Origin of the sequence: Solibacillus sp. FSL H8-0523 (assembly GCF_038051985.1) — a bacterium.
In the GTDB taxonomy this organism is placed as follows: domain Bacteria; phylum Bacillota; class Bacilli; order Bacillales_A; family Planococcaceae; genus Solibacillus.
In genome coordinates, this window is sequence record NZ_CP150291.1 from 263,858 (window position 1) to 290,027 (window position 26,170).

At 41.3% G+C, this 26,170-nt stretch carries 22 protein-coding genes and 1 riboswitch; of the genes, 12 read left to right on the plus strand and 10 right to left on the minus strand.

Annotated elements, in window-relative coordinates; genetic code table 11:
- Positions 1-125 precede the first annotated feature (125 nt).
- Positions 126-833 carry a Fe-S oxidoreductase gene (locus tag NSQ62_RS01315; RefSeq protein ID WP_341322137.1) on the minus strand — a complete coding sequence of 236 codons (708 nt, stop codon included), beginning with the start codon at positions 831-833 and terminating at the stop codon, positions 126-128.
- A gap of 109 nt (positions 834-942) precedes the next feature.
- On the opposite strand from NSQ62_RS01315, the gene NSQ62_RS01320 reads away from it, so the two are divergent.
- A complete protein-coding gene (locus NSQ62_RS01320; RefSeq protein WP_341322138.1) occupies positions 943-1,371 on the plus strand; it encodes a DUF4395 domain-containing protein in 429 nt (142 codons plus the stop codon).
- Positions 1,372-1,728: 357 nt separating this feature from the next.
- Here NSQ62_RS01320 and NSQ62_RS01325 read toward each other — a convergent pair whose 3' ends face one another.
- From NSQ62_RS01325 to NSQ62_RS01335, 3 genes are all read right to left on the minus strand, one after another.
- Positions 1,729-2,694, minus strand: coding sequence for a multidrug resistance efflux transporter family protein (locus tag NSQ62_RS01325; RefSeq protein WP_341322139.1), 966 nt, complete (start codon positions 2,692-2,694; stop codon positions 1,729-1,731).
- 89 nt (positions 2,695-2,783) lie between these two features.
- The gene (gene pepT, locus NSQ62_RS01330) at positions 2,784-4,010 is read right to left on the minus strand and encodes a peptidase T (protein ID WP_341322140.1); all 1,227 of its coding nucleotides are present in this window, start codon (positions 4,008-4,010) and stop codon (positions 2,784-2,786) included.
- Between the two features lie 159 nt (positions 4,011-4,169).
- Positions 4,170-4,817 carry a lysoplasmalogenase gene (locus NSQ62_RS01335; RefSeq protein WP_341322141.1) on the minus strand — a complete coding sequence of 216 codons (648 nt, stop codon included), beginning with the start codon at positions 4,815-4,817 and terminating at the stop codon, positions 4,170-4,172.
- 90 nt (positions 4,818-4,907) lie between these two features.
- On the opposite strand from NSQ62_RS01335, the gene NSQ62_RS01340 reads away from it, so the two are divergent.
- Complete coding sequence (locus NSQ62_RS01340; RefSeq protein ID WP_341322142.1) at positions 4,908-6,584, plus strand: hypothetical protein; 1,677 nt, start codon at positions 4,908-4,910, stop codon at positions 6,582-6,584.
- 20 nt (positions 6,585-6,604) lie between these two features.
- Here the strand turns inward: NSQ62_RS01340 and NSQ62_RS01345 are convergent, their stop codons facing one another.
- The 4 genes from NSQ62_RS01345 to NSQ62_RS01360 form a co-directional block, all read right to left on the minus strand.
- Positions 6,605-7,039 carry a hypothetical protein gene (locus tag NSQ62_RS01345; protein WP_341322143.1) on the minus strand — a complete coding sequence of 145 codons (435 nt, stop codon included), beginning with the start codon at positions 7,037-7,039 and terminating at the stop codon, positions 6,605-6,607.
- A gap of 250 nt (positions 7,040-7,289) precedes the next feature.
- Positions 7,290-7,697, minus strand: coding sequence for a hypothetical protein (locus NSQ62_RS01350; RefSeq protein ID WP_341322144.1), 408 nt, complete (start codon positions 7,695-7,697; stop codon positions 7,290-7,292).
- 208 nt (positions 7,698-7,905) lie between these two features.
- Positions 7,906-8,640, minus strand: coding sequence for an NADPH-dependent oxidoreductase (locus tag NSQ62_RS01355; protein ID WP_341322145.1), 735 nt, complete (start codon positions 8,638-8,640; stop codon positions 7,906-7,908).
- A gap of 141 nt (positions 8,641-8,781) precedes the next feature.
- Positions 8,782-10,281, minus strand: a complete 1,500-nt coding sequence (locus tag NSQ62_RS01360) for a DASS family sodium-coupled anion symporter (RefSeq protein ID WP_341322146.1) — start codon at positions 10,279-10,281, stop codon at positions 8,782-8,784.
- Between the two features lie 415 nt (positions 10,282-10,696).
- Positions 10,697-10,811: riboswitch (SAM riboswitch) on the plus strand.
- A gap of 130 nt (positions 10,812-10,941) precedes the next feature.
- On the opposite strand from NSQ62_RS01360, the gene NSQ62_RS01365 reads away from it, so the two are divergent.
- The 3 genes from NSQ62_RS01365 to NSQ62_RS01375 all read left to right on the plus strand — a co-directional run bounded on the left by NSQ62_RS01365 (position 10,942) and on the right by NSQ62_RS01375 (position 14,115).
- On the plus strand, positions 10,942-12,246 hold the full coding sequence (locus NSQ62_RS01365) for an O-acetylhomoserine aminocarboxypropyltransferase/cysteine synthase family protein (protein ID WP_341322147.1): 1,305 nt from the start codon (positions 10,942-10,944) through the stop codon (positions 12,244-12,246).
- A 228-nt stretch (positions 12,247-12,474) separates the two neighbouring features.
- On the plus strand, positions 12,475-12,873 hold the full coding sequence (locus NSQ62_RS01370) for a hypothetical protein (RefSeq protein WP_341322148.1): 399 nt from the start codon (positions 12,475-12,477) through the stop codon (positions 12,871-12,873).
- A gap of 255 nt (positions 12,874-13,128) precedes the next feature.
- Positions 13,129-14,115 carry a homoserine dehydrogenase gene (locus NSQ62_RS01375; protein WP_341322149.1) on the plus strand — a complete coding sequence of 329 codons (987 nt, stop codon included), beginning with the start codon at positions 13,129-13,131 and terminating at the stop codon, positions 14,113-14,115.
- Between the two features lie 164 nt (positions 14,116-14,279).
- On the opposite strand, the gene NSQ62_RS01380 is transcribed toward NSQ62_RS01375, so the two are convergent.
- Complete coding sequence (locus NSQ62_RS01380) at positions 14,280-14,510, minus strand: DNA-binding protein (RefSeq protein ID WP_341322150.1); 231 nt, start codon at positions 14,508-14,510, stop codon at positions 14,280-14,282.
- A gap of 693 nt (positions 14,511-15,203) precedes the next feature.
- On the opposite strand from NSQ62_RS01380, the gene NSQ62_RS01385 reads away from it, so the two are divergent.
- The 4 genes from NSQ62_RS01385 to NSQ62_RS01400 all read left to right on the plus strand — a co-directional run bounded on the left by NSQ62_RS01385 (position 15,204) and on the right by NSQ62_RS01400 (position 20,889).
- Positions 15,204-15,887 carry a response regulator transcription factor gene (locus NSQ62_RS01385; protein WP_341322151.1) on the plus strand — a complete coding sequence of 228 codons (684 nt, stop codon included), beginning with the start codon at positions 15,204-15,206 and terminating at the stop codon, positions 15,885-15,887.
- A gap of 144 nt (positions 15,888-16,031) precedes the next feature.
- Entirely contained in the window at positions 16,032-18,224 is a 2,193-nt protein-coding gene (locus tag NSQ62_RS01390; protein ID WP_341322152.1) for a HAMP domain-containing sensor histidine kinase, read from the plus strand.
- 108 nt (positions 18,225-18,332) lie between these two features.
- Entirely contained in the window at positions 18,333-19,403 is a 1,071-nt protein-coding gene (locus tag NSQ62_RS01395) for a metallophosphoesterase (protein WP_341322153.1), read from the plus strand.
- Positions 19,404-19,596: 193 nt separating this feature from the next.
- Positions 19,597-20,889: a globin-coupled sensor protein gene (locus NSQ62_RS01400; protein WP_341322154.1), complete on the plus strand. Its 1,293-nt coding sequence runs from the start codon at positions 19,597-19,599 to the stop codon at positions 20,887-20,889.
- 64 nt (positions 20,890-20,953) lie between these two features.
- Here the strand turns inward: NSQ62_RS01400 and NSQ62_RS01405 are convergent, their stop codons facing one another.
- A complete protein-coding gene (locus NSQ62_RS01405) occupies positions 20,954-21,751 on the minus strand; it encodes a TIGR00266 family protein (protein ID WP_341322155.1) in 798 nt (265 codons plus the stop codon).
- Between the two features lie 213 nt (positions 21,752-21,964).
- On the opposite strand from NSQ62_RS01405, the gene NSQ62_RS01410 reads away from it, so the two are divergent.
- The 3 genes from NSQ62_RS01410 (at position 21,965) to NSQ62_RS01420 (ending at position 26,033) form a co-directional block, all read left to right on the plus strand.
- Complete coding sequence (locus NSQ62_RS01410; protein ID WP_341322156.1) at positions 21,965-23,443, plus strand: aldehyde dehydrogenase family protein; 1,479 nt, start codon at positions 21,965-21,967, stop codon at positions 23,441-23,443.
- A gap of 216 nt (positions 23,444-23,659) precedes the next feature.
- A complete protein-coding gene (locus NSQ62_RS01415) occupies positions 23,660-24,832 on the plus strand; it encodes a saccharopine dehydrogenase C-terminal domain-containing protein (RefSeq protein ID WP_341322157.1) in 1,173 nt (390 codons plus the stop codon).
- A gap of 10 nt (positions 24,833-24,842) precedes the next feature.
- A complete protein-coding gene (locus tag NSQ62_RS01420; RefSeq protein ID WP_341322158.1) occupies positions 24,843-26,033 on the plus strand; it encodes an acyl-CoA dehydrogenase family protein in 1,191 nt (396 codons plus the stop codon).
- Positions 26,034-26,170 lie beyond the last annotated feature (137 nt).

A 26,170-nucleotide genomic window follows, 5' to 3' on the forward strand; every position in this document is an offset into this window, starting at 1 on the left:
GTGTCTAGGCATTCGCGCCAGCCCCTCGAGCTTTTCGTTCCCGCCGTCGAAAGTGGAAGTGCGCTTACTTTCTAGTCGGGCCCTCCAAAGCTAGTCGGGGCTTAAAGGGCACGAATGCACTTTTCTTATTTAATCGGACAGAACCCGCAAGCGATTAAACCAGGGATGTCCTTTGAAAAGCAGCAGCTTTTACGAACGGGCTGATTAATGAGTGCAGACGGGCTTTTGCCACCTGTGTAATTGAGGAATAATGATTTATCCGAGAAATGACGCCACACATTTTTATCCTCTAGCATATCTAAATCCTCAAATGCGCGGTCTGCTAAGGCTGGGTTGGCAAGAAGGGTATGGAAATGCCATAGCATATAACCAAAAATGTTTTCCCACAATACTAACGGTGAAATCGACGTTGTTTTGCGGAGTTGCCCAATAATAACTGACGTTTTATATAAAATATCTGTCATCACACGCTCACGCTCGTCATCTTCTACATAGCGAAAATCGTTCGCATTAATGTACATGCCAAGTGTATGCATACCGAATTCAGGAACAATCGCAAAGCGTAAATCCTCAGGACGTCCATCCCAAATCTCATCATAAGTTGTCAGCATATAAAACTGCATCGCCACAAACATTCCGTAGCGGCGGCCAAAATGAGAAATTGCAGCGGCTTCTGTTGCGGCGTTTGTTATGCCCATCATTAAATTACGGAAATCCGTTAAATAAAAATCTTTGTGCAAATTCGCGAGTGTAAATAATGGGCGCTGTGGTTCTTCTGTAAAAATGCTATATGAATTTAGCTGTCGTACTTGATCATAGGAAAGTGCTGGCACCTGACATCACCTTTTCTTAAATTAGTCTCTCCATACTATAACATTTCTCTTTGCAAACGAGGAAAAAAACGTTAAACTTAATAAAACTTATCAGAAAGGTTGGTTTTATATGACGAAACCGATTTCGATTCCAAGACCGTTAGTGCGTGTGAATCAGTGGACAATTTTTTTGTCGGTTGTCTTCACATGGCTGACAGGGCAGTATTGGTTGTTAGCCATTCCGCTCGTTGCCAATTTACTTGGTGTTTTGACAGGCTTTAATCCGATTATGCGTGTTGCAAAGCTTTTTTTAACGAAGGATTTAAAATCGTATATTCCTGAGGAGATAGGACAACAGAAATTTAATGCGACGATTGCGTGTATTTGCTTAGCTGGAGGGTTAGCCGGATTTGTACTTAATCTTTCAATAATAGCCTATAGCTTTACCATCATGGTAGCACTCGCATCGTTCATTGCGATCTTAGGTTTTTGTATTGGGTGCTTTTTACATTTTCAACTAAAGCAATTCCAATATCGCCGCTCATTAAAAAATTCTTAAAAGAATTTTAAGGAAACATATTGACAATGAAAGTGATTATCATTATCATTAAGTTATAGCAAGAGCTTATTTGTAATACAGTACAGGTAAGTCCGAAGCTAACCTACTTTTCTCCAGGAGTAGGTTAGCTAAGGTTAGCGTTCTAAACCCCCTCATTTAGAATGTAAGTTTGGCTGAGGTCAAACATGAGTTTTTCACCCTTTATATTTTTCTTCAAAGTGTTTACTTCCTTATTGGGAAGGCCCTTTGCCCGTATCCTGCGTAGATATGGGTTTTTTTATTTTATATGTATTTAAATTAGGCCCATCAGGCATGTTGCATTGGGCAAATAATAAGGATAGCGCGCAGCTGATGCGGCTATCCTCTTTTTAGTATAGTCAGCGCTTTTTTACTTGTCAGCATCGTATGATAGCTATGAAGTAGCATGCCGATAATAATGACCGCTAATCCGGCAAGGGCAACCGGTTGTGGGAGCGGCACACTGAGTAAAATCATTTCACCCATCATCGCAAATAGCACTTCTGTTGACTGTGTTGCTTCGACGGCTGCGAGTTTACCTTGATCGTTGCGTACACGGTCTGTTGCGATGAAAAATAGAATGGTTGCAATGACCCCAGAAGAAACCGCAACAAGTAACGACTGAAATACTTGGCTAGAAGAGGGGGCTCCGACAGTAAAGAGCGCATATACCGCTAACACAATCCAAGCCGGTAGGGACGCAATGGTCATGCCGAGTACACGTTGAAATGGATCAACACGTCCACCACATAGGGCCATCATTTTGCGGTTGCCTAACGGATAGGCAAAGGCTGCGACAACAACCGGTAAAATGCCAAGTAGTAAGCTTTTGGCATCAACGCTCTGGGCTTGGGGAATTTGAATGAGTAAAATCCCAATTAAAATAATGCCAGAAATACCAAGTGACACAAGTGGAATTTTGGCGCGCGTTGTTTTTCCGGCAAGAACCGTAACAAAAAGTGGCGCAAGTAAAACACCTGCAATAATCGTAAATTGCCACGTTCCTGATACAAGCCAGCCTGGTCCAAAGGCGGCTGCAAACGTAAGCGGTGCATAAAATAACACAAAGCCGACAAAGCTCCAAATGAGCCAGCCACCAGGATGTTGTTTTATTTCACTAGCGAGCACGCGAAAGCCGCGTTTTCCACGAATGGCAACAATGACAATTAAAAACGGTAGCATAAAGAAATAACGCAGTGAAGCGCTCCATAACCAGCTTCCACCATCCAGCTCCATGGAGTGGTTTAACACAAAGGTGACGGCAAAAAATAGTGCTGCTAAAACCCCAATCAAAATTTCCCTCATGCGACACCTCTTTAATATCATGAATTTTCTGATAACATTGTATAAAAAAAACGGAGTGAATGGAATCACTCCGAGGAAAATAATTGGATTTAGTTACGCTTCTCAAACAACTGTACGATTTCAATAATCACTTCTGTTGCTTTTTCCATCGTTTCGCCTGATACGAATTCGTATTTCCCGTGCATGTTTTCGCCACCAGCGAAGATGTTTGGTGTAGGTAAGCCCATGTATGAAAGCTGAGAGCCGTCTGTACCACCGCGAATTGGTTCAACGATTGGTGTGATATCAAATTTCGTAAATGCTTCTTTTACGATCTCGACAATTTCCATAACCGGTACAATTTTTTCGCCCATGTTGTAATATTGATCGTCGATTTCTACGGTAATCGCGTCTTCACCGTATTTAGCTTGCATGTCTTTCCCCACTTGCGCCATGAATGCTTTTTTCTCTTCGAATTTTGCACGGTCATGGTCACGGATAATGTAAGACATTGTTGACTCCTCGATGCTACCATCAAAGTGCATTAAGTGAATGAAGCCTTCGTAGCCGTCTGTTTTTTCAGGAACCGCGTCAGCTGGCATCGCATTTTGGAATTCGATTGCTTTTGTGATTGAATTCACCATTTTGTCTTTCGCAGAGCCTGGGTGAATGTTTGTACCACGTGTTGTTACTTTTACGCCAGCCGCATTGAAGCTTTCGAATTGTAACTCACCAAGTGGGCCCCCATCCATTGTGTAGGCGTAATCCGCACCGAATTTTTCTACATCGAATTTGTGCGGGCCACGACCGATTTCCTCATCTGGTGTGAATGCCACGCGGATTTTGCCGTGTTTAATTTCTGGGTTGTTCACTAAAAATTCCATTGCCGTCATAATTTCTGCGATACCGGCTTTGTCGTCTGCGCCTAGTAATGTGTTGCCGTCAGTTGTAATTAATGTTTGGCCAACATAATTTTTTAAGTTCGGGAAATAGTCAGGTGACATAACTAAACCGTTTTTAAGTGTAATGGCCTCACCGTCATAGTTGTCGATGCGTTGTGGCTGTACGTTTGTACCTGTGTAATCAGTTGTTGTATCAACGTGTGCTAAAAAGCCAAGTGTTGGCACGTCTTTGTCTGTGTTTGATTCTAGTGTGGCGAACAGGTAGCCGTTGTCATCTAATGTGATGTCAGTTAAGCCGATTTCAGCTAATTCGTCTTTTAATAGGTTTAAAAGGTCAAATTGTTTCATTGTTGATGGCGTTGTTTCTGAATTGAAATCTGATTGTGTGTCGATTTTTACGTAGCGTACTAAGCGCTCGATAACGGTTTCTTTCATGTGGCAAAAGCCCTCCTAAATAGATGTTGTATGAACAGTGTCTAGGTTAAAGCACCAGTCCCCGAGCTTTTCGGTCCCGTTTTCGAAAGTGAAGAAACGTTTACTTTCTAGTAGGGGCGTAAAGGGCGCTTTAACGCTTTTCTTATTATTGTACACTCTTTATTTCGGTTTTTGAACTATTTTGAAGTATTGAGCAATACTTAACATTAACAAAAATTGTGCTCCGTAATACGTAAACATAATGAGCTCGTGTGCAAAAGCTACTGGGAACATGAATTTATTGATTGCTAAAATCGAATCGGATGTAATAAACAGCAATGCCCCAGCTATCGCAAATGTGCTGCCTGTTCGAAACGACATCCAGCCCATTGTTAAAATGACCGCGATATATGCAATTACAGCAATGGCCATCACCGTATCGCCGTTCATAAATAAGGAACCCACAATCCATAGAAGCATCGCAGCACCATAAATACCTAACAGTACTTTGGCGTATAGCGGTGTTTTTTGTCTATCAGTAGAACGAAACGCGAAAATATAAAAAATATGGCCGGTTAAAAAGAAACTAAGCCCGACAATGAACCATTGCAGCGTGTAATCACCAATCGCACACACAATGAGCCCAATGGAAATGAGCCAATAATATGGCGTTTTATTTGGTACCTTTGTTAAAAATGCGAGAAGGATTAATAACAGCATTGGAATTAGTTTAAATACCATTTTAAAAGAGCTATCAATCGTGTCGAATAGAAATACGTAGTACAAGCCGAAAATAAAAAATAACGCAATCAGTAGTTTTCTAGTCATGCATGGGCCTCCTAAAAATCATATTTTAATTGTTTATGAATCTTTTTTAACGGTTATTCGTAAATACTAAGAAGAGAGAGGATGATTTAGATGGGACAGTTATTTTTACTAACCGCCATTGGATCGTTAATAATGACATTACTATTAGTACCGTTATCGAAAAAGCTTCGTAATAAAGAGCTTTCGACAAAATCCGTTGTCGTCGGTGCGGTAATTGTATTTATTGTAAGTTTTATTTCGGTCTTTTTAACGGTTTATATATCAAAAATTGATTTGAGTTGGACAATATTTTTATATGTACTACCAGTAATCGCGATTTTTGGTGCAATTATTGCAGTGGGGACAGAGCAAAAGATTAAATCATTTATCGTGTTAGTGGGGATTATTGGCATTGGTTATTTAGTATCCGCACCATTTTTAAATGCGAATGATAAATATAAGTCGGCTGATATGCAGGAAAAAACGGAAATTGCTCCGTTCGAAGAAACAAAAACGCCTGCGAGTGTACCACCACAATTCGTAAAAAATAAAATGAAAAAAGCGTTCGGGCAAGTACCGAATACGAGCTATTATGAATTAGGGAACCTACAAATTCAAAAAGTAAACGGCGAGTATGTATACATTGCACCAGTGGAGTTTTCAGGCTTTTTTAAATGGTTTAATGGAAAAACGACGCCAGGTTACTTTACGATGAGCGCAACGGATTCAAGTGATAATCCGAAGTTTATCAAAGAGGAAATGAGCTATATTCCGTCAGCATTTTTAAACAAAAACTTAGAGCGTCATATTCGTTTGCAGTACCCGACATTAATTTTTTACGGGGATACGCAATTAGAAATTGATGAAGAAGGTAAGCCGTTCTACATCCGTTCATACGGTGAATTCATTTCAGCGCGTAACGGGTTTGATGTAAGAGGGATCATCTTAGTTGATGCGAAGACGGGGGATACGGAAAAGCTAGCATTAGCTGATGTACCGGCATTTATTGACGGTGCGGTATCACCAGAAACAGTGAGCTTGCAAAATAGCTATTACGGAAATTATGTACATGGTTTTTGGAACAGCTTAGTTGGGAAGAAGGACGTTAAAATTCCAAGTGATGAAGGCACAGAAGAAAATGTAAGCCCAGTCTTTATGGAAGACGGTGACATGTATTACTTCACGGATTTCACGAGTCCAAAAGAGGGTGTTGATTCGATGCTTGGTTATGCGTTAACACATGCGCGTACGGGTCAGGCAACGTATTACACAGGCAACTTAGAAGAATCGTACATGGATTCGCAAGGGGCACTGGATATTATTGAGAAAAAGTTCGTGGAAAAAGAGTGGGACGGCGAGATGCCAATTCTTTATAACTTTTACGGTGAAGCAAGTTGGTTAACCGCGGTACTAGATGCTAATGGTTTCTTACAAAACTATTTCATCGTTTCAGCAGCGAACCCTGAAATTTCAGCGTTTGGTACAACGCCAAATGAAGCATTAAAGCTTTATAAAACGGCACTTAATCGTGGTAGTAGTACCGTAAATGGCTCGTCTAGCGCAGAAGAGGCAAAGGCTACTGTTGAAATTGTACGTGTGTATAAAGAGCGTGTTGGAGACTTTACGATTGTTTCGTTCTTAACGACAACAGGTGAAAACTTTATTGTGAGTTCAGAGATTGCACCGTTTGTGATTTACTTACAAGCAGGTGACAAAGCAACGATTACCTATGCAAAAACAGGTGAGGACTTCCAGCCGGTAAAAGCATTAATAATTGATGGCTTATAAAACGAAAAGGAGAGCGCGATTTAGCGTTCTCCTTTTGTTTGTGCGTAATTATTAATATAATCAAGCATTTTTCTACGGCGCATTTCGATATGTTCATCTGGAAACAGGGTAATCGCCATGAATTTTTCACGTTGTTCTTCTAAGATGTCACGTGCACTTTGATAGAGTTCAGCAGGCTCGCGGTCCAAAATATATTTTAGATGGAATAGTTGCATTAGTGCCACTTCAGAATCTTCTAAGTTGCAGACAAATTTAATATTCCAAATGTGCGTATGGGAAATGTATTGATTGACATAGGCGGTTGCTGCCTCGTATTTCGTTTCATCAATATGTGGTGCTAGTTGATGGTGGACATCTTTTAGCGCTGTGTTAATATCGATGATTTGTAAGGAAAGCTTGCGGACAGATTTTAAATGCTGGCGCTCCATTGATTTTGCTACAAAACTCGAGCTCATTTTGAAATCCTCCAATCTTTTATAATAATTGTATCAAAAGTACTTAGAAAAAAATTGGGTACAAACGATTGAATTATTTGCTGTATTTACATAATTTTCATTTTTCATTATACAAAAAGAACGACAAAAATAGGTTTAATGGAATAGTTAAATTATTTAACTGGGAAAAGGAACGAATCAAAGGACTACTATTGTATGAAAATATACATAGCTACTGTGTAGAGAGGCTGATTGACCAATGCGGTTCATATTACTTTTGGAAGTTTTGAATATAGTCGCGCATTTTTGCTTCTCGTGATTTTAGTTGTTCGTCTGAATAAAGCGTAATACTTAGGAACTTTTCGTTTAAGTCCTCTAAATTTGTACGAATTGCTTGATGTAAGTCAGCAGGCTCACCAAGTAAGATGACTTTTAAATGAAAAACCTGCATTAATGCGACTTCAGGGCTCTCTAAATTGTTCGCAAACTTGAGATTCCAGATATGGGTATGCGAAATATATTGGTTTACATAGGATGAAATCGCTTCATACTTTGTTGGGTCAATTTGTGGTGCTATTCTATCGTGCAGTTCTTTTAAATTTTCGTTAAGAGTAGCGATTTGTAAAGGATATCTGCGAATTGTCTTTAAGTGTGATTTTGAAGTAATACTGATGCCCATTAGCAATCACTCCCTCTCTTTTTAGTAATATGAAGGTATGTAGTAGATAGATTGTTCTAGATTATGTTTAATGAAGTCTAAATAGATTTAACTATATATTTCAGTTCTATTGTAATGCTGTAATTATATGCATTTATCAAAAATGAAGCAATGCTTTCAACAATAAAAAAGATACACCGCCTTAGAGAGACGGTGTATCCGAACGTGATTATTTCCAAGTAAAGCCTTGCGCTGCTAAGAAATCTTTAATAAATGGACGTTTTTGATCGACTAAGAAATCGGCCATTTGCTTCGTCCATGTTGCCATTTTTTGATTGGAAGAACGGCTAGCGTAATAGTTTTCCATCGTTGCATCGTAGGCTGGAAGTAATGTGTCGTATTGTTCGACATTGTATTCGTTTTCGTGTAAAACGGCTGCAACTGGTAAACGTGGCTTTGTTTCGTTACGTTTTGTCGGTGTGCCGATTGTCATTGCAAATAGTGGAAACACGTACTCGGGTAAGTTGAAGAGCGCGCTAATTTCCTTTGGATTTGTACGGGCACCACCGATGTAGCAAATGCCGTAGCCTTTTGCTTCTGCTGCGATGACAAAGTTTTGTGCGAATAAGGAAACGTCTGCTACGCCAACGAGTACGTTTTCTGCAGAATCTGCTACGATATCAACGCCGTGCAGTTGACCTGCTACATGTAGACGCTTGAAGTCTACGCAAAATAGGAATGAACCGCCTGCAGTCCCGAATTGGAACTCATTTTTTGATAGCTCACCAAGTTTTTTCTTTTTGTCCTCGTCTGTTACCCAAATGACACTGTAGGCTTGTACGAAATGTGAGCTTGCCGCCATTTGTGCAGTTTCGATTAAATCGATGACTGTTTCCTTTGAAATTGGCTCGCCTGTATATTTACGTACAGATGAGTGACTACGTAATAATTCTCTAGTTTCCACGTGAACATCTCCCTTTTATGTATTGTTAGAAAGACACATTATGCACGATAATGATGTTCTTTCTTATGTCGTTAAACGACAAAAAAGCTTAAAGGATTTCTCCTTTAAGCTTATTCTAGTCAAAATCGAGGGTGAAGTCGATTACAATAAACCGATCCATTTCCAGTAAGTTGCACTGAAGATTAAAATTAAGATGAATCCAAAAATTGTTAATGGAATCCCTGATTTTAAGAAATCTTTTGTCGTAAATGAACCGGTACCGTAAGCAAGCATGTTTTGTGGTGCGCTTACTGGTAATAAGAAACCGAAGCAAATAACGAATTGTTGAATAATAACGAAGCCAATTTGGTTTTCAACCGGCAATGGCAATGTCATGGCTAAGGCGATAAATACCGGAATTAACGCCGATGCTAAGCTTGTCGCCGAGGCAAAACCTAAGTGAATAATAATGTTAAAGATGGTCACTAACGCAATCGTTGCTAACAGTGGCATCGTATCTAAGCCAAGTGAGCCGAAAATTGTGTCTGATAACCAGGCAGCACCTTTTGTATTAAGTAGCGTAGAGCCTAAAGAAATACCTACTGCGAATACGATTAATGTACCCCAGTCGATGCGGCTAGATGCTTCTTGCCAATTGAACACACCAACTTTAGGTGCTAATAAAAAGGCGATGGCAATAATCGTAACCGTTGTTGTATCGAATGGATGTAATTTTCCTTCTGTTGCCCAGAAGCATAATAATACTAACGTTGTAATGATTAATGTGATTTCTTTGCGTTTCATTGGGCCAAGTTCCGCTAACTGTTGGCGAATTACGTCTTTGCCGCTTGAAATATTGTCTGTCTCAGGTTTGATTAATTTAATCATGACGAAGAATAATACGACCGACATGATCGCTGAGAATGGCGCGGCGTACATAAACCACTCGCCCCATGCAATATCGATCCCATATTCAGTTTTAATAAAGCCAAGTGCAATTAAGTTTTGTGCAGCGGCGGTTTTAATTCCGACATTCCAAATTGAAACGGCCTGTGCTGCTGTAATAACTAATAATGCCGCGAGTCTACTTTGTTTTGTTAAGCCGAATGCTGCAACAACCCCTAAAAGGATTGGAACAACCGCACCTGCACGAGCTGTCGCACTCGGTACAACGAATGCTAAGACGATTGCTACTAAAATCGCACCAAATACAAGTGCGTTTGTTTTTGTACCAACTAATGATAAGACCCAAAGTGCGATACGCTTATGTAAGTTGGTAATTTGCATTGCGGCTGCTAAAAACAGCGCCATCCCTACTAATGCTACCGCAGAGTTACTAAAGCCACCTAAAGCTAGTTTTAGTGCATTACTTGTTCCCATTTGAACAGATGGATCTTCCAAGCTTGGTGCTAAACCAAGTAATACGGCGATTAATGCTAAAATCATAGCCGAGCTGACTGGGTAAGATACGGCTTCAGTTACCCATAAAATAACGGCAAACGCTAAAATTGCTAACGTACGTTGCCCCATAACCGGTAAGTCGCCATTGTTTGGTAATAATACAATGATAATAAGTGCAGCGAATGCGAGCGCAATCCAAAGTGGCTTTAAATTGCGTTTTTGCTCCGTAGCGCCATTGTTTTTCTCTGTTGCTGTTGTCATAAAAATGCCTCCTTCACATCTATTAAATTTTTATTGAAATAATAATTTCGACCTAAGAAGTTTTCTTAGAATAAAGACGTGACAATGTTACTTTTTATGTACATAGTGCGGTTACTTTGTTAATAAAGCTATAAATAAAAGTATTTGTCATAAATAATTATAGCAATCATAAGTAGTAATTATTGTTAATATTTAGTGAATTATGTTATTTAAAAATTAGTGAATTACTATTCTTTTTAAAGATTGTGATAGTAAAATATGTATTTATTTAGTATTTAATGGTAATTGATAGCGAAAAGAATACGCAATAGGAAATTCAGGAAATAAAAATTCAGAAAATTAAATTTTTAGTGTTGACAGATGGATTTACTCTGTTTTATACTGTGAATCAACGATGGAACACAAATCACATACACTCTTATCAAGAGCGGCTGAGGGAATAGGCCCTATGAAAGCCCAGCAACCAGTGAGTAATAATTCACTAAGGTGCTACGTCCTACAAAATGTACAACCATTTTGGCAGATAAGAGGAGGTTAACTTGCTCATACGCGGGGACTCTCTTCTTAACTGAAGAGGGTCTCCGTTTTTTTCATTTAAAAAACGAACCCCTCCTCAAAATACACCGATTTACCATCGAAAATTTTTTAGGAGGTACAATAATGACAAACTTACGACCAGAAACATTATTACTACATGGAGGCCAAAAGCCAGATCCGGTAACGGGCGCAATTGCTGTACCAATTTACCGCACAACGGCTTATGCATTTAAGGACACGGCTCATGCGCAACGTCTTTTTGCATTAGAGGAAGCGGGCAATATTTATTCACGTATTATGAACCCGACAGTAGGGGCGTTTGAAGAGCGCGTGGCATTACTTGAAGGCGGAACAGCGGCAGTAGCACTTTCATCTGGTGCAGCAGCAGTGGCGTTTTCAATTTTAAACTTAGCGGGCGCTGGTGACGAAATTGTTGCAGCAGGCTCACTTTACGGGGGAACGTACAATTTATTTGCGACAACTTTACCGCGCTACGGGATTACCGTAAAATTCGTTGACGAATCGGACCCAGAAAACTTCCGTGCCGCCATTACGGATAAAACAAAGGCCGTATATGCAGAAATTATCGGTAACCCAAGCTTAAAGGTGTTAGATATTGAAGCAGTTGCCAATATCGCACATGAAAACGGTCTACCATTACTGATCGATAGCACATTTGCTTCGCCGTATGGTAGTAACCCGATTGAATTTGGCGCAGACGTTGTCATTCACTCCGCAACGAAATGGATTGGCGGTCACGGGACGACAATCGGCGGTGTTGTCGTGGATGCAGGGAAATTTGACTGGACACAAGGACGTCATGCTGTTTTTACAGAGCCGGATAGTTCATACCACGGCATTCGCTATGGAATTGACGCAGCAGGGGCTTCATTTGCCACAAAGCTTCGTGTTCAATTACTGCGTGATTTCGGTCCAACTTTATCAGCAGACGCGGCATTCAACTTCTTACAAGGACTCGAAACGCTTCATTTGCGTATTGTCCGTCATAACGAAAATGCGCAAAAAGTAGCCGAGTATTTAAGAAACCACCCATTCGTGGAATACGTAAACTACAACGGCTTCGAGAATTTTGCGACACATGATTTAGCGAAGAAGTACTTGAAAAATGGCTTCGGTTCGATTATTACATTCGGTATTAAAGGTGGTCGTGAAGCAGGGCGAGAAGTGATTGATAACGTAGCGTTATTCTCACATGTAGCAAACGTAGGGGACGCAAAATCATTAATTATTCATCCCGCTTCAACAACGCACCAACAATTATCAGCTGAAGAATTAAAAATTGCAGGCGTATCAGAGGAGCTCATTCGCTTATCGATCGGTCTTGAAGCAGTAGAAGATATTATCGCCGATTTAGAGCAGGCGTTAGCAAAAGTTTCGGTTGCTGTAGGTGCTGAAGCAAACGATTAATACCTAACTAATAGATAGAAGAAACGCGCTTTCTTTTCTCATTCGAAAAGAAAGTGAGTTTTCAAAAATTTAATCCCTACTATTTTTATAAGTTTTATTGACAACGTTAATACCAAGTAATACAATAGGAATATATTAACCGAACGATTTAAAGGAATATCAGTTGAAATGATGTTGCACATGATTTCAAAATGAAGATTCAAATTAAAAGAAAAGGAGTTGTTCGACATGGGAAAAGTATATAGTGCACAAAACGTCGCTGCTTACGTAATCTATGAATTAAATGAAGTAAAGGAATTCGTGAACGCTTGTTCAATCCAACAAATTTTGGCGGATGTGAATGCGATGTGGCAAAACGTGTTTGGCCATCATGCTTTCTCAGAAACAACTCACGATCTTAAAACAGCAGGCTACATCGTAAAAGAAGTGGCCGATGACTATAAGGAACTTGGTACAGCCCATATTGTGGAGCCGGCAAAAGAGTGGTTTTTAAAATACGGTGAGTTCCAACTGGTGCAACGCCCATACGCGGTGCCTAATTTTTCAGCAGTAGAAGCAATCGTTATGCGTAAAATTTTAGCTGCTTATCGTTTACGTGTTTATAATGCAGTGAATGTAGCAGTTTAAAATATATCCATTAAGCACTAGTGAATCCCCCTTACTAGCGCTTTTTTATTTGTTCAATTTTCCTTCATGAAAACGCTTGAATGCTAGTTTACAATAACATTTGAATGATGAATGACTTTTTACAGGAAACAAATGTCTTTCTAGGAGAGATTTTTCTTGTTTTCGTGTACTATATAGGATAGAATTTCTGTAAGATAAATTATTTGAATTATTCGTCAATATAGCGTGTTTTTTGAATGTGGAGGATGAAAGGCAATGGCAACAATCAAGGCAGCCATCTTAGGATTTGGCACAGTAGGTCAAGGGATTTACCATATTTTAAATGAGAAGAGGCAGGAGCTTCGCGAAAAACTAGGAGTCGAGCTAGAGGTCGCGAAGATTTTAGTGACGGATGCGAGTCGTGAGCGTGTACCCGGCACGAAGCATTTAATGACCGAGTCAATGGACGAGGTCTTAGCAGAGAAGGGCCTACAAGTCGTATTTGAGGCAATCGTTAATGAAGAGCCAGCGTTTAGCTATTTAAAACGTGCGGTCGAAGCGAAATGCCACGTCATCACAGCAAACAAGGTGATGCTTGCCAAGCGCGGTGAAGAATTAGAGGCACTTGCAAAGGCAAACGGTGTGTTCGTAGGCTACGAAGCATCAGTAGCTGGCGGTGTGCCAATCATTAAAACGATGAAAAATATTTTACTCGTAAACGATGTAAGCCGTGTGCAAGGGATTTTAAATGGGACGACCAACTACATTTTAACGAAAATGCGTGCAGAGGCCTGGAGCTTTGATGATGCGCTAAAAGAAGCGCAGCGCCTAGGCTATGCAGAGGCTGATCCATTCAACGACGTGTCAGGTCAAGATGCATTTAAAAAACTAATGATTTTATCAAGCTTAGCATTCGGTGTGCAGCCAAACTGGGCAGACGTTGAAGTCATTGGCATTGATACGATTTCAGCAGAACAAGTACAGGACGCGACGGAAAAAGGCTTACGCTATCGTCACGTAGCAGAAGTGGAAAAGTTAGAGGATGGCACAATCCTTGCGAAAGTCGCACCCCTATTAGTGGATAAAGATCACCCATTATATCCAGTAGACGACGTATTTAACGCCGTTGCGATGGAAACGAATTATATCGGCACACTCTCAATCACGGGACCAGGCGCGGGCATGTACCCAACGGCTAGTGTAATGGTAGAAGACTATGCTGAAATTATCGGCAAACGTGCGGGTTTTACAGTAACAATATAATTAGAAAAAGCGAACTCGGTTAATGAGTTCGCTTTTTTGTTAAGGAAATTACATATTATCGCATTGTGGAAAACTTTGAATAAAGTGTTCTCTACGTCTAGGCTAGAGCGCCAGCCCCGTAAACCGCTTGTCGGGGCTGGACGGACGCTTTAGCACTTTTGCAATTAATCTTCGTCCTTCACGTCCATGTCTTCCGGAATCGGCGTATTGCGCCAAATCTCAATTTCTTCTTTAATGCGTTCAAGCTGCTCATGATACGTATCAAACTGCGCGCTGTTAATTAAAAAGCTGTCACCATCAGGAACTGCTTTAATACGCCCTTCATAAATATATTTCATAATTTGATGCTCAGGCATACCGATTTCTCTGGCTGTTTCTTCTATTGATTTAAACATCGAGATGGCCTCCTTTTAATTGTAGTTAGTTCTTATTATAATCCGAATGAGAGCAGAGTGCATCTGATTTGCGAAAGACAAGAGCTATTAAATAAAGTTTTCCTTTTTAATTGGTGGGCTACCGCATATCAGCAACAAAGCCACGTGATACGTGTCTTTATCACTGATATTATTGCGGTATGGGATGCCCACCAATCAATAATTTTGCTCTTGTTATAAAGTTAAGGCCATAAAATACTGCCGCTTGCGCTATCGCGAGGCGGCGGATGTGAATAAAGGTAAGTATGTTTCAATGGGTTACAATTGTAAAAGGCTATTATTTTACGAAGTTAAAGTTACATGGAGCTGTGGGCGCTCGAGAAATCAATTTTTGCCACAAAAGAGCTGTGCGGAGCGAAGGGGGCGACTCCCAGGGGATTAAGCGTGCGCGGAAAGGGTTGCTCCTGTCGCTAGCGCTTTCGTCGCAAAGCTTTTTGGTAAAAGCTTTGTAGCCACTCCCCCAGGAAAGCGTCCCCCGTAGCGCAGTACAGCGGACGAAGTTCGACAAACCAATTAAATGTTACACACCTACCCCCACAGCCAAGCAACGCAGACTCAATTAAATCTTAAGAATTTCTTCAGATTTCTCATAGTAAGATGTTAAGGATTGTCAGTTAATATAAAAGTATAAGAAAAAGGTGTGAGGTGAGTTTGATGAGTCAGTTGACGGTGCTTGTGACGGACGATGATAAAGACATCCGTGACGGCATTGAAATTTATTTGAAAAACGAGGGCTACCATGTTTTAAAGGCCGGAGATGGGCTTGAGGCAATTGAGTTGTTAGAAAAAAACGACGTTCATTTAATTATTTTAGATATTATGATGCCGAAAATGGACGGTATTACCGCGACATTTAAAATTCGTGCGGAGCGCAATATTCCGATCATTATGCTAAGTGCAAAGGCCGAGCAAACGGACAAAATTCATGGGCTATCGGTTGGAGCAGATGATTATATTACAAAACCATTCCATCCATTAGAGCTGATGGCGCGTGTTAAGTCACAGTTACGTCGTTATGTCGATTTAGGGACGCTTGAAACACAAGGGATTGTCGCAGGGTTAGAGCTCGATGCGGCGGCGCGTGAAGTACGCGTGAACGGTGAGCCCGTGAAGCTTACGCCAACTGAGTATAAAATTACCGAGTTACTTCTTAAAAATGCAGGACGCGTTTTTTCGATTAACGAAATTTACGAGCTTGTGTGGAATGAGCAAGCTTACAATGCTGAAAATATTGTCGCCGTGCATATTCGGAAAATCCGCGAAAAAATTGAAGTCGATCCGAAAAATCCACAGTACTTAAAAGTTGTGTGGGGACTTGGCTATAAAATTGAAAAATAAGTTTTTGTCATGGATTGGTGGCATCGCAGCGGTAATTGGCTTTTATTTATTAGCTACTTATTTTTATGACTATTTTACAGGGCGCTTTATCCCGGTTGTAAAGCAGCTAGTTTATTTTTTTAACTAACTTGAGGAGGAAAAACAGTGAAAAACAGAAAAATTCACCTCCAGCTTGTGCTGATGTTTATTGTCGCGTTTGCGTTGGCGGTGATCTTTACAGAGGGCACACGTTATTTTGGCAAATCGTACTATGAATCGAATTCGTTTGATGCAGAAGCTACCGAATATATGGATCAGTTGGCCCGTAACGTATTAGCGCCTTTAACGGAAGAGGATTTTGAGAAAGTGCTAGCGGTAACACCAGATGAAATTACCCGTTACCGGTTGTACTACGGTTCGTTAGCAGAGCAAATTCAAAATATAAAAGATCAATATGCCAGCGATATAGATGGAGCAGAGGATGAGGATGTTTTAAAGGCGCTCAAGCAAGAGCGTGATGCTAAAATTGCGGACATCCAAAAAAACTTTGATGATGACGACTACGTAAAACAAAAAATAGTAGTAATTAAGCAGCGGGCCGTTGCAGAGATTTTAGAAGATCAACAGCGTGGGCTACGTCAATTTAAATCGAATAACACGTATTACGCGTATGATTTTTATAATGCAAAAAAAGAAGAGCATTTTACAAAAGGTGAGATTGATAAAGCCGCTGTTTATGAAAAAGAACTTACGCCCAATGAATTACCCAATGTCACACGCTATATTAACTTAAATGAGTATGAGCAGGTCGGCTATTTAGATAAAACCTATACAATTGAAAAAGACCTGTCAGAGGTATCAGGAAAGATTACGATTCCAAAATCGATGCTCGCGAAGTCAGGGCTAGGCAATGACCTAAAAGCCTTTACCATTGCGAAGTTTGTGTATTATTGCATTGTGCTACTAGGGATTGTTTGCCTGATTTTGGCAATAAAGGTTGTGAAAGTTGGACGTAAAAGCTTTCTGATTGAAAATGGACTACGTAACAGATTAGATCGTTTACCGGTAGATGTACAAATTGCCCTTACAGCTTTTGTCGCGTACATCACCTCGTTATTCATTTCTTCGATGACGTATCTTGCAAGGTCTATCGCCTATTACTTGGCGGATTCTTATTACATCGACTTAATTGAAAATATTCTCTTAGTGCTCGTGACATACGGATTGTTTGTGGCGATGGTGTATTTCATTGCTTGGACATGGGAACGTGTGAAGTGCTATGACAGCTTCGAACAACTATGGGCAGAGACATTTTTAGCGAAGTTTATGAAGACCGGTGTTTCGATGTTCGAAAACCGTTCAGTAGGCATGCAGTCATTAATTTTACTGATCATTATTTTCCTTGGAGGCTTTGGCTTTGCTATTCCTCTAGTGACTGGATCGTTCGGGGCATTTATGTTCTATGTGTTTTTATTCTTTGTCTTCTTTATACCGGCGCTGTTTCTATTCATGCGTCGTATGGGCTACCTAAACCGAATCATGAAGCATACAGAGGATATGGCACACGGGCGTTTAACGGAAAATATTAAAGTGAAGGGGAAATCACCATTAGCAAGACATGCCGAGAATTTAAACGGCTTGCGTGAAGGCGTGCGTACAAGCTTAAACGAGCAGGCGAAAAGTGAGCGTTTAAAAACGGAGCTCATCACAAATGTCAGCCATGATTTACGTACACCGTTAACATCAATTATTACGTATACAGACTTATTGAAAAACCCTGACCTTACAGTAGAAGAACGTACTAAATATATCGAAATACTGGATGCGAAATCGAATCGTTTGAAAACGCTTATTGAAGATTTGTTTGAAGTATCAAAAATGGCGAGTGGGAATATCGAAATTAGTAAACAGCGTATTGACCTTGCACAACTGTTGCAGCAGGCGGCGGGGGAGCATGAAGAGGATTTTGCGAAGTCGAACTTAGATCTGCGTGTGGCGATTAGCGAGCAACCGATTTATGCCTATGTGGATGGCCAAAAATGGTGGCGTGTCATTGATAACTTGATCGTCAATGCACGTAAATATTCATTAGAAGGTACGCGTGTTTATGTGAACTTAAAAGTAAACAACGGCAATGCGGAGTTAACTGTGAAAAACGTTGCCAAATATGAATTAAACGAAGATGCAACCGAATTAATAGAGCGCTTCAAGCGTGCTGACACATCACGTCATACGGAAGGCTCAGGGCTTGGCCTTGCGATTGCCCAGTCAATCGTGGATTTACACGGCGGGCAATTAGATGTTTCGATTGACGGCGATTTGTTTAAAGTAACAGTGCTTGTAAGAGCAGAGAATTAACGAAGAGCTACAGCGAGAAATCTTGCTGTAGCTTTTTCCGTGCTTCTTGTGAATCATCTATAGTACAATAGCAACTAACTAAAAAATGACAAAATAGGAGCACAAGTTATGCGAATTTTATTAGGTATCTTTGCCATTGCCATTTATGGTGGGATTACGTTTTATCTTGGCTGGAATTTACGCGCATGGCTTAATTCATTGCAAGTATTTCGTTGGCCGATTTTATTTTGGAGTGTGTTATTTTTAACTTCGTTTGGTTATTTCATAGGAAAGCTGCATGTACTGTTAACACCGCTCACTGTGCTGGGCAGTTACTGGATGTTCTTTTTACAATACGGGCTTATGCTATGTATGATCGCGAATATTATTGTGTTTTTTACACCGCTTTCGACAAAGTTTGTTGGTACAGGCGCGGTTGGAATTTTACTTGTGTTATTAGCTGTAGGGACGTACTTTGCGTATACACCAGTTGTGCGTCAGGCAACGATTACGATTGATAAGCCGGGCGAGGACATGCGTGTTGTGCTCGGTTCAGATTTTCACTTAGGATTGTTGTCTGGTAAGGGGCATTTGGAGAAATTTGTTGCCTTATCAAATGAACATGAGCCCGATTTAGTATTACTGGCGGGGGATATTGTCGATGATAGTCCGCAACGCTTTATTGATAAAGGGATGGGCGAGGTTATGGAAAGCCTACAATCTACTTACGGGGTTTACGGAATTTTAGGCAATCATGAATATTACGGCAATGAAATTCCTGAATTTAAACAGGCGATGAAGGAGTCAAATGTTGAAATTTTAATGGATGAAACGCTTCTGATTGGGGATAGGTTTTATTTAACAGGGCGCGAGGATTTGACGAATAAAAAGCGTTTAGCGCTCAGTGCGTTGCAGCCGGAAAACAAAGAGTTACCGTGGTTTGTCATGAATCATACACCAGATGATTTGGACGAGCCCGCAAACCTTGGGGTCGATTTCCATGTGTCGGGCCATACGCATAAAGGGCAAATGTGGCCAAATCAGTATATTACCAAGAAGATTTTTGAGCTGGATTATGGGCATCGCCAGAAGGAACAAATGCATGCGCTTGTTTCAAGTGGCTTTGGCTTTTGGGGCCCACCGACGCGTATTGGTAGTCAATCGGAGCTCTGGGTCATTGATATTCAGTTCAACAAATAAATTGTGAACAGAATCAGGCTTTTAATGCTTATTTTGTTTTATGAGTATAATTTATAAAAAACGTCAAATTTGTGAAATGATTTGGCGTTTTTTGTTTGTCTATGCATGAAGTTATATTGTAAAAAATGGATATATAACCTATATTAAGAGTTAAAATGACGGAAAATTCAAATTGATCAAGAGGGGTGAAAAAGTGTTTTTTTCTAAAAAGAAAGCTTCTGCAACAAAGGGTGAAGAAGTAGATTTGCAGCATGTTGGGATTTTTATTAAAGATCCAGGTCGTTTAGTACAGATGCAAATTATTGGTTTAAACCTGGAAGACCTACAATTAATACGTACATTAAAGCCACATGTAGAAGTACGTATTTTGGAGGTGGTCCAGGCTTTTTATTCAACCATCGAGACGGTTCCACAATTTCGTGACACAATCAGCAAGAACAGCTCGTCCGAACGTTTACGTCAAACATTGCGTCATCATATTATCGAGATGCTAGAAGGGCGGATCGACGAAAAATATTTAGAAAATAGACGGAAAGTATCGTTAATGCATGTGCGTATTGGACTTTCAACAAAGTGGTATTTAGCGGCCTTTCAAAAGCTAGAGGCGAGTTTGCGTAACGTTGTTTATTCTCTTAATTACCATTCTGAACAAAAGCAAAAAATGATTGATGCCATTGGACGCATCTGTAATTTTGAACAACAGCTCGTATTAGAGGAATATGAGCTTGTTTCAGCAGCCATTCAACAGCAGCAACAACAAGAAGTGAAGGAAGAAGTTAAGTCGATTGTTGGCGACATTTCACGTGATTTGGAGCATCAATCGCGCGAGACCAATAATACGGTTTTCACGATGATTGACCATACAAAAAAGGTGGATCATTATGTACATAATAGTATCGAGGCTGCGACAGGTACGAAACGGGCATCTCAAGAAGGTTATGAGCAAATGCTACACATTACGAAACAGTCGAATGAAATCAATGATAAAACGATAGAAATGTCCCATAAGGTAGAGGCATTAAATACGTCATCCAACGAAATTTATGCGGTCATCGAAATCGTAAAGGGCATTGCAGGGCAAACGAATCTGCTGGCATTAAACTCAGCGATTGAGGCAGCGCGCGCGGGTGAGCATGGTAAGGGCTTTGCGGTTGTTGCCGATGAGGTGCGGAAACTAGCAGATCAAACGAAAACATCGGTCGAACAAATTGCTGGTTTAATTTCGGATTCAGGCAATGTCACAAACGAAGTAATCGAAGCGATTCATCACATTCAGCTGCTTGTACAAAATGGAATTTCACAAAATGAACAATCGCTCGTAGCTTTTGAAAAAATTTCATCAGCCGTCGATTCAACGATTGAGGATTTTAGTCATGTGGGAAAACAGGTGCGAGAACTAAATGGTGTTGTAGAAACGATTGGCGAATCAACTAAATCACTAGAGCATGCCGCCACGAAATTAGAAGAAACCATTCAGACACTATAATAATAAAAAAAGCACAAAGCCCTTTTCAATACGAAAAGCTTTGTGCTTTTTTAGTTGCTAATTATTATTTATTAAACATATCAAACAGTCCGCCGATACCGCCTTCACCTGCGTTTTGACCGCCGCCACCTTTAGAAACCGGGGCAGCTGCGAAGACGCGGCTTGCTAAACGGCTAAATGGTAGTGATTGCACCCAAACCGTACCAGGACCTGAAAGCGTTGCGAAGAATAAGCCCTCACCGCCAAATAGGGCTGTTTTTACACCGCTTACCATTTCAATATCGTAGTTTACGTCTTGCGTCATCGCGACTAAGCAGCCTGTATCGATTCGTAAAGTTTCTCCAGGCTGTAGGTTCCTTTTATAAATCGTACCGCCCGCGTGAACGAAGGCCATGCCATCACCTTCAAGCTTTTGCATGATAAACCCTTCACCACCGAAGAAGCCAGCCCCTAATTTACGCTGGAATTCCACGCCTACAGACACACCCTTTGCCGCCGCTAAAAAGGCATCCTTTTGACAGATGATTTTGCCGTTAAATCGGCTTAAATCCATTGGGATAATCTTCCCTGGGTACGGTGCGGCAAAATACACTCTGCGCTTGCCTGTCCCTTCGTTTGTGAACGTTGTCATGAAGAGACTTTCGCCTGTGACTAAACGTTTTCCTGCGCCAAGTAATTTACCCATTAGACCAGAGCCTTGGTTTTTAGAACCATCTCCGAAAATCGTTTCCATGCGAATGCGGTCTTCCATCATCATTAAGCTTCCTGCTTCTGCAACGACCGTTTCTTGTGGATCTAATTCGATTTCAACAAATTGCATATCGTCTCCGTGTAGTACGTAATCGATTTCGTGGTTTTTCATGATTTCTATCCCCTTTTAATAAACTATTTCTATAAGTTACGTTTTACTGCATAAGAAGTTTCAAAAAATTATATTCTGCTAAATAAATTTTTATGAGGACTAGTCAATTAAAAGTGTGCATTTAATATGGAAGGTCATTCTTTTAAAGAAAAAGAGGTATTAAAGAGAGAATGTCGAATAATAAGAGTAAAATAGGTATTGTGGGGTGTGGAGATGGAACTGGTGAATTTTATTGGTGGGCAATGGATAGAAAGTAAAAATTTGCAAATGATGCCTGTGATGAATCCGGCAAATGGGGAGCAGTTAGGAATGGTTCCGCTTTCGACGAAGGAGCAGGTGGATTTGGCGGTGCAACATGCCAAACAAGCACAAAAACAGTGGTCGCTCATTCCGGCGCCAAAGCGTGCGGAATATTTATATGAGATTGCCTTTAAATTGAAAGAGAAAAAAGAACATTTGGCACAGACGCTAACAAAGGAAATGGGCAAAGTTATTGAAGAAGCACGCGGTGAGGTACAAGAAGGTATTGATATGGCGCTCTACATGGCAGCAGAAGGTAGACGCTTATTTGGAGAAACGGTCCCTTCTGAATTACCAAACAAATTTGCGATGAGTGTACGTGCGCCGATTGGGGTAGCAGGACTGATCACACCGTGGAACTTCCCAATCGCTATTGCTACGTGGAAAGCGTTTCCAGCACTTGTAGCGGGAAATACCGTTGTGTGGAAGCCGTCAAATGAAACGCCGTTTATGGCATATGAGCTGGCAAAAATTTGCGAGGAAGTCGGCTTACCAGCGGGCGTATTAAATGTGGTTTTTGGCACAGGACCAACTGTTGGAACGGCGATGATTGAGCATCCAGATATTCGCGTCATTTCGTTTACTGGCTCTACAGAAACGGGCAGTAAAGTTGCGGAACTCGGTGGCAAGCATTTAAAGAAGATATCACTTGAAATGGGTGGGAAAAATGCAGTCATTGTCATGGATGATGCCGATTTAGATTTAGCGCTTGAGGGGATTTTATGGAGTGCATTTGGAACAGCGGGTCAGCGCTGTACGGCATGTAGCCGCGTTATTGTGCATAAAGATGTGAAAGCGGAACTTGAATCGCGTTTAGTAGAAGCGGCGAAAAGTTTAACGATTGGTGACGGCTTAGACCCAGCAACAAAGGTAGGGCCAGTCATTAATAAGGCTGCACTTGAAAAGATCAACCATTATGTGCAAATCGGCAAGCAGCAAGGGGCTACGCTACTTACAGGCGGTGATATTTTAGCGGAAGGTGCACTTGCGAATGGCTATTATTTCGCACCAACGATTTTTACGAATGTTGAAGCTGATAGTATTTTGGCGCAAGAAGAAATTTTCGGCCCGGTCATTAGCATTATTGAAGTGGATAGCTTAGAACAGGCGATTGACGTTAATAACGGCGTGAAATTTGGCTTATCAAGCTCGATTTTCTCGCAAGATGTGAATACGATTTTCAAAGCACAGCAATTACTTGATACAGGGATTGTCTATGTGAACGCGGGGACAACGGGTGCTGAAATTCACTTGCCGTTTGGTGGCACGAAAGGTACGGGCAATGGTCACCGTGATTCAGGTCAGGCGGCGCTTGATGTGTATACAGAATGGAAAAGTATTTACGTAGATTACAGTGGGAAATTGCAACGCGCGCAAATCGATAATGCATAATCGCGCGTCAAGCGTCTCATTTATTAAGTTTTTAAAAGAAAGTATAAAATTTCACTGTTATAAAGGTGTCTAGGCTAAAGCGCCAGCTGCTCGAGGCACTTCAGAATGCTCTACACGTGGCAAGCACGTTAGGAGCCTTCTTCCAGTGCTTTTCGCAGCTTAAAGGGCGCTTTAACGCTTTTCTTACTTACTATACAAACAAAGGGGTTGTTTTATATGAAAGTAGTAGTATTAGGTGCAGGTTTAATGGGGAAAGAGGTTGCCCGCGATTTAGTGATGAGTGAGAAAGTGGAACACGTATTTTTAGCGGATATATCGATTGAAAAGACGCAGGAATTTGTGGATACACTGGGCTCACGTAAAATTGAAGTTGTGCAAATGGATGCGGAGAATGATACGGATTTACGTGAAGTGATTGCGCGCGGGGACGTTGTGGTGAATGCACTGTTTTATGCATTCAATGAAAAAGTGGCTCGCGCGGCAATCGAAGTTGGGGTGCATGCGGTTGATTTAGGCGGTCATATTGGTGGGATAACAGAAGCGGTGTTCCAGCTACATGATCTAGCGCAAGCAAATGGTGTGACGATTGTTCCAGATTTAGGGGTAGCGCCAGGAATGATCAATATTTTAGCGGGCTACGGGGCAACGAAATTAGATACAGTGGAATCGATTAAACTGTATGTCGGTGGGATTCCAACAGAACCAACGCCACCGCTCCATTACACGCGTGTATTTTCGCTAGATGGTATGTTTGATCATTATACAGAGCCGTCAAAAATGATTCAAAAAGGCGTCTTGTCTGAAGTGGAATCCTTAACAGGCATTGAGCCGATTTACTTTGAGGAATTTGGCGTATTAGAGGCATTTTATACATCAGGCGGAATTTCGACGTTGTACAAAACTTTCCCAAATGTGAAAACACTTGAATATAAAACGATTCGTTATAAAGGGCATGCAGAGAAATTTCAGCTACTTGCTGAGTTAGGCTTTTTAGATAAAACAAACACGGTTGAAGTGGGTGGCCATGAAGTAAATGTGCGTGAAGTCACACGTGAGGCGTTAAAGAAAAAGCTGGATTTAGGGAAGAAAGTCGATGCGGTGCTACTGCGCTCCATTATTGCGGGGGAAAAATCAGAAGAGCAAATTACGTACGAATACGAAATGGTTGTGCGTAAGGATGTAGAAAAAGACGTAACCGCGATGGCACGTGCAACGGCGAATACCATTTCGGTTGTCGCGCAAATGATTGGTAATGGTCTCATTACAGAGCGTGGTGTATTTGCACCAGAAGCGGTTGTACCGGGGAGCGAATTTATTCAGGAAATGGCAAAGCGCGGTGTCGACATTAAAGAAACGTTACACCGTTCATCGATTATCGTGAAGTGGTAGGTGTGGTCGTATGAACTTCGAATTTACAGAAGAACAAGTACTTTTACGCAAAACGGTGCGCCAATTTGTGGATGCAGAAATCATCCCTCATATTGCACAGTGGGACGCGACAGGTGGCTTTGATCAAGGGATTTGGCAGCGCTTAGCCGAGCTTGGCTTGATGGGTGTTTGTGTACCAGAAAATTACGGTGGCGCGGGCATGGACTATAATTCACTTGCGATTGTCTGTGAGGAGCTAGAGCGCGGCGATACCGCATTTCGTACGGCGGTGTCTGTGCATATTGGCTTAAATAGTATGACGCTTATGCAGTGGGGTAGTGAGGCGCAAAAGCAGAAGTATTTAACACCGCAAGCAAAGGGTGAAAAAATCGGTGCGTTTGGTTTAACAGAGCCAGGCGCGGGATCTGACGTCGCGGCGATGAGCTCGTATGCAACGCGTGACGGAGACTACTATATTTTGAATGGCCAAAAAACATGGATTTCCTTATGTGATGTGGCGGATCATTTTATCGTGTTTGCTTATACCGATAAAGAAAAGCTGCATCACGGCATTTCTGCCTTTATCGTCGAGCGTGAGTGGGCTGGCTTTAGCTCGAAGGCGATTAAAGGGAAGTACGGCATTCGCGCGGGCAATACGGGCGAGCTGTTTTTTGAAGATGTAAAAATTCCAGCCGAAAACCTGCTTGGTGAAGAAGGGGAAGGCTTTAAAATTGCGATGTCTGCACTCGATAATGGGCGCTTTACCGTTGCAGCGGGTGCAGTTGGTTTAATGCAGGCTTGTATTGAATCAAGTGTGAAGTACTGTCACGAGCGCGCAACATTTGGCAAGCCGATTGGGGAGCATCAGCTTGTCGGGCAGATGTTAGCGAAAATGGAGGCGGGCTATGAGATGAGCCGCTTACTCGTGTACCGTGTAGGTGAGCTGAAAAATCAAGGGGTGCGCAATACACGCGAAACGTCACTCGCGAAGTGGCAGGCATGTGACTTTGCCAACAAGGCGGCCGATGATGCACTGCAAATCCACGGGGCGTATGGTTATTCGGATGACTATCCGGTCGCACGCTATTTACGTAACTCGAAGGCACCCGTCATTTATGAAGGCACCCGTGAAATTCATACAATCATGCAGGCGGATTATGTCTTAGGAAAGCGCAAGGATAAAAAATTGCGTTGCATGCTACCGAGCTGGCCATTTGAATAAGCATTTCATGTAACGAGAGGAAATCTAGTCCTCTCGTTTTTCGATTTCAAAAAATATTTAATGTAAAATTAAAAATATTCTGTAACTTATTTTAGGTTGGCGAGTCTAATTCAGTACAAAAAGGAATTCTAAGGGAG

Bases quoted from the DNA above. Each gene is read 5' to 3' on its own strand.
- NSQ62_RS01340 (WP_341322142.1), top strand. From the start codon at position 4,908: ATGGGACAGTTATTTTTACTAACCGCCATTGGATCGTTAATAATGACA.
- NSQ62_RS01415 (WP_341322157.1), top strand. From the start codon at position 23,660: ATGAAAGTAGTAGTATTAGGTGCAGGTTTAATGGGGAAAGAGGTTGCC.
- NSQ62_RS01365 (WP_341322147.1), top strand. From the start codon at position 10,942: ATGACAAACTTACGACCAGAAACATTATTACTACATGGAGGCCAAAAG.
- NSQ62_RS01395 (WP_341322153.1), top strand. From the start codon at position 18,333: ATGCGAATTTTATTAGGTATCTTTGCCATTGCCATTTATGGTGGGATT.
- NSQ62_RS01410 (WP_341322156.1), top strand. From the start codon at position 21,965: ATGGAACTGGTGAATTTTATTGGTGGGCAATGGATAGAAAGTAAAAAT.
- NSQ62_RS01350 (WP_341322144.1), bottom strand. From the start codon at position 7,697: ATGGGCATCAGTATTACTTCAAAATCACACTTAAAGACAATTCGCAGA.
- NSQ62_RS01360 (WP_341322146.1), bottom strand. From the start codon at position 10,281: ATGACAACAGCAACAGAGAAAAACAATGGCGCTACGGAGCAAAAACGC.
- NSQ62_RS01420 (WP_341322158.1), top strand. From the start codon at position 24,843: ATGAACTTCGAATTTACAGAAGAACAAGTACTTTTACGCAAAACGGTG.
- NSQ62_RS01385 (WP_341322151.1), top strand. From the start codon at position 15,204: ATGAGTCAGTTGACGGTGCTTGTGACGGACGATGATAAAGACATCCGT.
- NSQ62_RS01380 (WP_341322150.1), bottom strand. From the start codon at position 14,510: ATGTTTAAATCAATAGAAGAAACAGCCAGAGAAATCGGTATGCCTGAG.
- NSQ62_RS01320 (WP_341322138.1), top strand. From the start codon at position 943: ATGACGAAACCGATTTCGATTCCAAGACCGTTAGTGCGTGTGAATCAG.
- NSQ62_RS01335 (WP_341322141.1), bottom strand. From the start codon at position 4,817: ATGACTAGAAAACTACTGATTGCGTTATTTTTTATTTTCGGCTTGTAC.
- NSQ62_RS01370 (WP_341322148.1), top strand. From the start codon at position 12,475: ATGGGAAAAGTATATAGTGCACAAAACGTCGCTGCTTACGTAATCTAT.
- pepT (WP_341322140.1), bottom strand. From the start codon at position 4,010: ATGAAAGAAACCGTTATCGAGCGCTTAGTACGCTACGTAAAAATCGAC.
- NSQ62_RS01345 (WP_341322143.1), bottom strand. From the start codon at position 7,039: ATGAGCTCGAGTTTTGTAGCAAAATCAATGGAGCGCCAGCATTTAAAA.
- NSQ62_RS01405 (WP_341322155.1), bottom strand. From the start codon at position 21,751: ATGAAAAACCACGAAATCGATTACGTACTACACGGAGACGATATGCAA.
- NSQ62_RS01375 (WP_341322149.1), top strand. From the start codon at position 13,129: ATGGCAACAATCAAGGCAGCCATCTTAGGATTTGGCACAGTAGGTCAA.
- NSQ62_RS01325 (WP_341322139.1), bottom strand. From the start codon at position 2,694: ATGAGGGAAATTTTGATTGGGGTTTTAGCAGCACTATTTTTTGCCGTC.